The sequence below is a fragment of the Micromonospora sp. NPDC049060 genome, assembly GCF_040649055.1.
GTDB classification, from domain to species: domain Bacteria; phylum Actinomycetota; class Actinomycetes; order Mycobacteriales; family Micromonosporaceae; genus Micromonospora; species Micromonospora reichwaldensis.
This window is the reverse complement of the sequence record NZ_JBEZEV010000149.1, coordinates 1-6,966: the sequence shown is the minus strand read 5'-3', so window position 1 is coordinate 6,966 and position 6,966 is coordinate 1. Positions and strand designations below refer to the sequence as shown.

Genomic DNA, 6,966 nt, shown 5'->3' with positions numbered 1-6,966 from the left:
ACCCCGGGACGTCGTACACCCGGCCCCTGCGTCGCAGGGGCCGGCGCCGCCTGACCCGTCTGCGTCACGAGAACTGCGCGAAGAACCTCCAGATCTCGCCCTTGGTCCAGGTGGTGACGCCACTCTCGGCGTACGTCCCGTCGACCGGTCCGGGCATGTGACCGTTGTCGAACGCGGCCCACTGGACCGGGTAGCCGGCCCTGCAGCCGGAGTAGGTGGTCGTGATGTGCGTACGGCTGCCCGGCCCCGGCTCGGGCGGGTTCTGGGCGGTGCAACCGTTGTTCCGGACGAACGTGTCGCGCAACGACCGCCCCTGCGAGATGTTCAGGACGTTGTCCGAGATGCCGTGCAGCCCGAAGTACGCGATGGGCTGCGTACCGCCGCTGCACCCGCTGATCTGTGCGCCGGAGATGACCGCGACCGCCCGGAAGACGGTGGCCCGCGCGCAGGCGAGCGCATAGCTCATGCCGCCGCCCCAACTGAAGCCGAGGGCGAACCGCTGCCTCGGGTTGACGCAGAGGTCACTCTCGATCCGTCTGATCATGTCGTCGACGAAGGTGACGTCCTCACCGCCGGCGTTGCCCCAGCCGTTGCCAAGTCCCTGGGGCGCGACCAGGATCGCGCTGTTGTTCGACTGCTCCTGCTGCCCGTAGTAGGACCAGGCCGTCCCGCTGGTGCCGCCCGAGGATATCTCCTGCATGGTGCCGCCGCGCCAGTGGAACGCGAAGATCAGCCGGTAGGGGTTGTTGCTGTTGTAGTTGGTGGGCACCCGCAGAATGAAGGAGCGGCTCCTGCCGTTGCTCTGAATCGTGTGCGTGCCGCTGGACAGCGTCGGTGCCCTACCGCACCCGGTGCCTCCCGACGGCGGGTTGCCGCTGTCCACGCGGACAAGCTGCCACTGCTGGTTGGCGCCGTTCCAGTCGGAGTACTGCACGATGTTGCCACCGTCGGCGGTGGAGGCACCCTGCACCTCCACGGCCTTGCCGCTGTGCCGGCTGATCAGCCGGACGTGACCGCCGTCCGAGTCCGCGAGCCGGAACTGCTGGTTCGTCGCGTTGGTGTCGGACCACTGCACGATCGCTCCGCCGTCGGCGGTCGACCAGTTGTGCACATCGAGGACCTTGCCGGAGTGCCGGGACTTCAGCCTGTAGTAGCCGCCACCTGAGTCCAGGAACTGCCACTGCTGGTTCGCCCCGTCGTGCCGCGTCCACTGGTTGATCCGCGCACCGTCGTTGGTGGCCGAAGCGTAGAGGTCGAGCGCCTTGCCGCTGTTCCTGTTCAGCAAGACGTACCAGGCGCTGGTGTCCACAGTCGCCGCGGCCGCAGGGGCCGCGTTCACGGCAACCAACGTGCTGGCCGCGATGACCGCCGCAGCCGCTGCGGCCAGCCCTGACCGCCAGCGATGTCTCCGTGGAAGTACGGGACGAGCCGCACCGATGGCACTCATGGTCCACTCCTCTGGTCGGGGTCACCCGCGAGCGGAACGCACGCGGATGGCCTGGCGTGCGTGCCGACGTCCGGCGTCAGCACGGTGTTCGTCGTACGAGCGCGATGCGGCCACCGGCGCACGTCCCTGGCCGGCTGCCCGCCTGCGGTGGCGCGAACGGATGCCGTCCGCGCCACCGAACGGAAGACCAGCTACCCGATGCGGATCAGTTGCCACTGCTGGTTGTTGCCGCCCCAGTCGGTGTATTGGACGATGTTGGCCCCGTCGGCGGTGGACGCATTCTGCACCTCCACGGCCTTGCCGCTGTTGCGGTTGATCACACGCACGTAACCCCCGGTCGATTCGGCGAGCCGGAACTGCTGGTTGGTGCCATTGCCGTCGCTCCACTGCACGATCGCCGCGGCGTCGGAGGTGGAGAAGTTGTAGACGTCCAGCACCTTGCCGGAATGCCGGGACTTCAACCGGTAGTAGCCGCCACCCGAGTCCACGAACTGCCACTGCTGCTGGTTGCCGTTGTTCCGCGCCCACTGCGTGATCCGCGCACCGTCGTTGGTGGCGAGGTTGTACACGTCCAACGCCTTGCCGCTGTTCCGATTCACCAGCACGTACCAGGCACTGGTGTCCACCGGGGAGCCCGGCGGCGGCGTAGTGGGTGGGCTGCCACCCTCGTTCAGGGCGTTGAGGACTGAGGTGTACGCCGGCTTCTTGTTGCCCGATCGATCGAAGAGCAGGGCGTCGTCGCTGCCGCGCCAGGAGTCGCTGTCCCGCACACCCCACACGGTGATGCCGTTGCAGCGCGAGACAGCCAGACAGGCGCGCGTGACCGCGGCGTAGATGTTGGCCTGGTTGGAGCCCTTCATGACGTCGAGCTCGGTGATCTGCACGTCGACCCCGAGGTCGGCGAAGCGCTGCAGATTGGCCTGGTAGTCACCCGGCAGCGAGGTGCCCAGGTGGGACTGGAAACCGACGCAGTCGATCGGCACGCCCCGGGACTTGAAGTCCCGCACCATGTTGTAGATACCGGTCGACTTCGCATTGACGCCGTCGGTGTTGTAGTCGTTGTAGCACAACTTCGCGCCGGGGTCGGCCGCCCTGGCGGCGCGGAACGCCGCCTCGATCCAGTCGTTGCCCGTGCGCTGCAGGTTGGAGTCACGCCGACCACCGCTGCCACCGTCGGCGAACGCCTCGTTCACCACGTCCCAGGAGTGGATCTGGCCTCGGAAATGGGTGGCGACCTGGGTGACGTGGTTGATCGCGGCGTTTCGCAACGCGCTACCGGAGAGGCTCTGTGCCCAACCCGGCTGCTGCGCGTGCCAGAGCAGGGCGTGACCCCGCACGCTCATGCCGTTGGCCCGAGCGTGACTGACGAGACGGTCACCGCCCGTGTAGCTGAACCGACCCTGTTGCGGCTCGGTGGCGTCCCACTTCATCTCGTTCTCGGCGACAACGCTGTTGAACTCGCGGTTGAGAATGCCAACGTACTGGCTGTCGGAGAGCTTGCCCGTCGCGACGGCCGCGCCAAAGTAGCGACCCTTCTCAGCGGCGGACGCTTTCAGGGTCGTCCCGGCGCTGGCCGTCGGGGCCAGCGCCACCGTCATACCCGCGGTCAACGCGACGGCGAGGGCCATCGCCGACAGCAGGGTTCTCTTGGATCTCATGGCATTCCTTTCCAGTGGATCCGGTGGTGGTGATGTGCCAGTTCGCTCGGGCAAGCCGGTCCGGGACGGCGGACGCGGCTCGCGGACGGTCAGACGGGTGGGTGGCGACGCCACCCAGGTGCGCTCCGCCGGTCGTCGTCGGCCGGTCCGCGCTGGCACGGGCAGTCCGACCGGCTGTCGCACACAGCTGCTGATGGTCCTGAAGCGACGTCCGCGCACCCCTGGGGATGCCCTGGACGCGAGGTTCGGCCAGCGAGCTCGCCCGGTGAGCCACAGGTGCCGTCATCCTCGACATCGAGAGTGAGCGATAACATCCCGTTCGTCAATACGTGCCGGTGCCGCAATGCCCACACCTCCGGGGCACAGTCGGAGCGCGCCGGACGCGGCGCGCATCGCCGGAGGCACACGTCCGCGAGACCGGGTTCAGTGAGCGAGAAGCCGGCGTCGGCCCCGCCGGACCGGGACATCCCGACTGGGTGCCCGGGCCGGCGACCTCGGCCAGGGAAATCGATGTCAAGCCATGTTAGCGATATCATGACCCCGATCGGACGGCGAGTTCCGCGCTGCGCCCTGACGCGCTGCGGGCGTGCGTCAGGTTGCGCACGCGGGGGTGATCCCGCACGGGGAAGATCGAGCAGCGTACGGAGACGCTGCTCCCCGCGCACGCGGGGGTGATCCTCGCTGGTCGAACACCAGGCCAAGATTCAGGACAGTTCCACAGTGGACAGGACCGCGATACCGGCCCACGCGGGATTTCTCCCTCCCGTGGCGTCAAGCCTGTGACCAGGGCCGTGACCACAACCATCAAGTGCCCAGGCTGACGATTTGAAGTGACCCCCGGAGACCGGACACCAGAGTGTCCGGCACTTCAGTGAGCGCTTTTCATCGTGGGTTTTGGCTGGTCGGGCCGTGATGTAGGGCGAGGATGGCCTTGATGATCGCGGTGGCGCGTCGGGGGCAGCAGCGGAGCTTGGCCAGGATCTTCCAGCCCTTGGGGTGGCGACGGCGCGCTCGCCAACGGCGCGGATCTTGGCGTGGTGCCGGTTGACGGTCTTCTGCCGGCGGGACAGTCGCGGCCGGTGACGGCGGCGCTTGAACGGCGTGCGGATGCTGCCGCCAGCGCCTTGGTACGCCTTGTCGGCGGAGGTCATCACGTTGGCGCTGCTCGGAGCGTCGATCAAGCCGTGGGTGCGGACGGCGGTCAGGTCGTGCACGGCGCCGGGCAGGGCGGGCGAGGCCCAGATGAGGCGTCCCTTGCAGTCCGCGATGACCTGCACGTTGACTCCGTGGCGCTTGTGCTTCCCGGAGTAGTACGGCCTCTGGTCCGCGCGATCCGGTCGATCGGGATCAGGGTGCCATCCAGGCTCGCGTACGCGAGCCGGGCGATGCGCCGCATGGCCACGTTCAGGTCCTCGGCGTGCGCGGCGAGCAGGTCGGTGGCTTCCCGGACGTACCGCCAGGCTGTGGTGACGCTGACCGCGAAGCCGCAGGCCAGACGGGCGATGGTGTCCCCGTTACGCAGATGGGCCAGGGCGAGCAGGGCCTGCTGGCCGGCATCAAGACGTCGCCACCGGCCACGGCGGCGGGTGCGTTCGGCACGGATGAGGTCGGCCAGGTGGTTCAGGGTGCGGCTGGACAGCGCGACCGCAGATGGGTAAGACAGCACAGCGAGGCTCCCGGTTGGGGCATCGGATCTTGGTCGACTGCTGTCTTGCCGGGAGCCTCGTCCTATGTCGACGCATGCTTTCCGTCGCCCATCGTGACCAGGCCCATCACGATGAAAAGCCCTCACTGATGAGCTCGTACTCGCTGCCGCGCACCATGATCGACGGCTCACCCCGTGCCAACGACCCCCCGAGGATCAGGTGCACGCCCGGCGGAAGGTTGTCCGCGCACCTGGAGATCCGTCTGGCGAGGTCCTCCCCCGCGGCCCGAAATCCGAGGGCGGGGGGAAGCCAACGGACCAGCGTCTCTGCCAGGGTGGTCATCTGCTGCTCCGCCGCGCGGTACAGACCACGTACCCCTTCGGGTCCCGCCACGGCTCGTTCGAAGAGGTGAACCAGTCGCGCACCCTCCGGTCGATCGCACGGGTCAACTCGGGTCGCAGGCCGGACTCGGGCTCCACCCCGTAGAACGACAGTTGGGCCACCGCGAATGCGATCACCGGCTCGGGCCGGTCGATGACGAGCGCGTTGTCGTAGCGGTGCACCTCGACGGAACCAAACGTCGACTCGATCATCGCAGGCAGGTTGCCGCTGTGCACCCGCGAGTTGGGCACGACCGGTATCTCCACACCGGCCTGGGAGACCACATCGACGACGAGCGCGGATACCCGCGGAGTCACGTCCGGATGGTTCACCACCGCCGCGAAGACGCCGTCCGTCTTGAGTACCCGCCGTGCCTCGGCCAGCGCCTGTCCGACGTCAGGGACGTGGTACAGCATGTGGCGCGCCGTGACCACGTCGAACGAATCCGCTTCGAACGGCAGATCCATCGCATCACCGAGCTGGGCGGACACGCCGGGAGTGCCACTGAGGGCGTCCACCGCGGCTGGGGAGGCGTCCAACCCCACCAGCCGTCCTCGGTGGCCGCTCCCGCTCAGGTTGCGGAGGAAGCTGCCGGTGCCGCATCCGATGTCGAGCAGTTCTGCTTCGGGCGCCATCGACAGCGCCTGCAGAACCGCGGCCTCCACGTCATCGGGAACGTCGCTGTAGTGCTGATGAGTGTGGATCCTCGTGGCCAGCGGCTCGAGGGAGAGATACTCCTGTACGTCGGAGATGGAGGGCTGCATGTCTTAGTAGGGCCTTTCGTAGTTTCCCGATGGGTGCCGGCCCTGCGGCGGCGGGGCCGACATGACGGCGGAGAGGGTGGCTCGTTCCTTCGCTACCCAGGGCCCCGGCAAAGTCGTGACGGTGTCTGACTTGTGGGGCTTGGAGTAGAAGCGCCGTTGGTGGTGGCAGCAAGACGGGCATGACCTGTTCGGAAGATCATCAAGGTTCTCTACGCCATGCTGATCGCCGAAGTGAGTCATGCCCGCGCTGCCATCATCGCTGATCTCGTCGGTGTCCTGCGCACCGGCTCTGACCGTTGCCGAAACCGCTGGTGGGCTGCCTGAAGCGCTCGCCGGTCTGCCTGATCCACGCGCCAGGCGAGGTATCCGGCACCGGCTGACGGTCGTGGTCACCGCAGCCGTGTGTGCCGTGGTCGCCGGCTACCGCTCGTACACCGCGATCGCCGAATGGGTCGCCGACGTGCCGGCCGAGACGGCTCTCGCCCTGGGCATCGCTCCCGACCAGCGTCCATCAGAGGCGATGATCCGTCGGCTGTTGCAGGCCATGGACCCGCAACTACTGACCGCGGCGATCAGTGCCTGGCTCGCCGGCCGGACCACCGCCACCACCTTGACGGCCGGCCGGGCGATCGCCGTCGACGGCAAGGCCCTGCGCGGCTCCCGCACCACCGACACCCCTGCCCGGCACGTGATGACCGCGTGCGACCAGGCCACCGGTGTGGTCCTGGCCGGCATCGACGTCGACGGCAAGACCAACGAAATCACCCGCTTCCGGCCTCTACTCGACCAGATCAGCGACCTGCGCGACACCGTGATCACCGCCGACGCCCTGCACTGCCAACGCGATCACGTCACCTACCTCACCGAACGCGGCGCGCACTGGATCCTGACCGTCAAAGGCAACCAGCCCCACCTGCACGCCCAGCTCACCGCACTGCCCTGGCGGGCCAGGGCCCCGGCAAAGTCGTCAGGTGAGGGACTGCGTAGATTTCCGTGTTTGACCTGGGTGTGGTCCGTTGGACAGGACGTCGATCCTGTCCGGGAAGGACCACGTCATGGCAGACAAGAAG

General features: G+C 67.8%; 5 protein-coding genes and 1 pseudogene. 1 reads left to right on the top strand and 5 read right to left on the bottom strand.

Annotation, left to right across the window (positions count from 1 at the left end; all coding sequences use genetic code 11):
* Positions 1-64: 64 nt before the first annotated feature.
* The 5 genes and pseudogenes from AB0B83_RS29605 to AB0B83_RS29585 all read right to left on the bottom strand — a co-directional run bounded on the left by AB0B83_RS29605 (position 65) and on the right by AB0B83_RS29585 (position 5,896).
* Entirely contained in the window at positions 65-1,447 is a 1,383-nt protein-coding gene (locus AB0B83_RS29605) for an RICIN domain-containing protein (protein ID WP_357580927.1), read from the bottom strand.
* A gap of 191 nt (positions 1,448-1,638) precedes the next feature.
* Positions 1,639-3,105, bottom strand: a complete 1,467-nt coding sequence (locus tag AB0B83_RS29600) for an endo-1,4-beta-xylanase (protein WP_357580926.1) — start codon at positions 3,103-3,105, stop codon at positions 1,639-1,641.
* An 882-nt stretch (positions 3,106-3,987) separates the two neighbouring features.
* Positions 3,988-4,771, bottom strand: a pseudogene (locus AB0B83_RS29595) (transposase family protein).
* 106 nt (positions 4,772-4,877) lie between these two features.
* Positions 4,878-5,093 (bottom strand): hypothetical protein, encoded by a 216-nt coding sequence (locus AB0B83_RS29590; protein ID WP_357580925.1) that lies wholly within the window; start codon positions 5,091-5,093, stop codon positions 4,878-4,880.
* The gene (locus tag AB0B83_RS29585) at positions 5,090-5,896 is read right to left on the bottom strand and encodes a class I SAM-dependent methyltransferase (protein WP_357580924.1); all 807 of its coding nucleotides are present in this window, start codon (positions 5,894-5,896) and stop codon (positions 5,090-5,092) included. The genes AB0B83_RS29590 and AB0B83_RS29585 overlap by 4 nt, the downstream gene beginning before the upstream one ends.
* A 238-nt stretch (positions 5,897-6,134) precedes the next feature.
* On the opposite strand from AB0B83_RS29585, the gene AB0B83_RS29580 reads away from it, so the two are divergent.
* Positions 6,135-6,966 (top strand): ISAs1 family transposase (locus tag AB0B83_RS29580; RefSeq protein ID WP_357580923.1); only part of this gene is annotated, 832 nt, incomplete at its 3' end.

Bases quoted from the DNA above. Each gene is read 5' to 3' on its own strand.
- AB0B83_RS29605 (WP_357580927.1), bottom strand. From the start codon at position 1,447: ATGAGTGCCATCGGTGCGGCTCGTCCCGTACTTCCACGGAGACATCGC.
- AB0B83_RS29600 (WP_357580926.1), bottom strand. From the start codon at position 3,105: ATGAGATCCAAGAGAACCCTGCTGTCGGCGATGGCCCTCGCCGTCGCG.
- AB0B83_RS29590 (WP_357580925.1), bottom strand. From the start codon at position 5,093: ATGACCACCCTGGCAGAGACGCTGGTCCGTTGGCTTCCCCCCGCCCTC.
- AB0B83_RS29585 (WP_357580924.1), bottom strand. From the start codon at position 5,896: ATGCAGCCCTCCATCTCCGACGTACAGGAGTATCTCTCCCTCGAGCCG.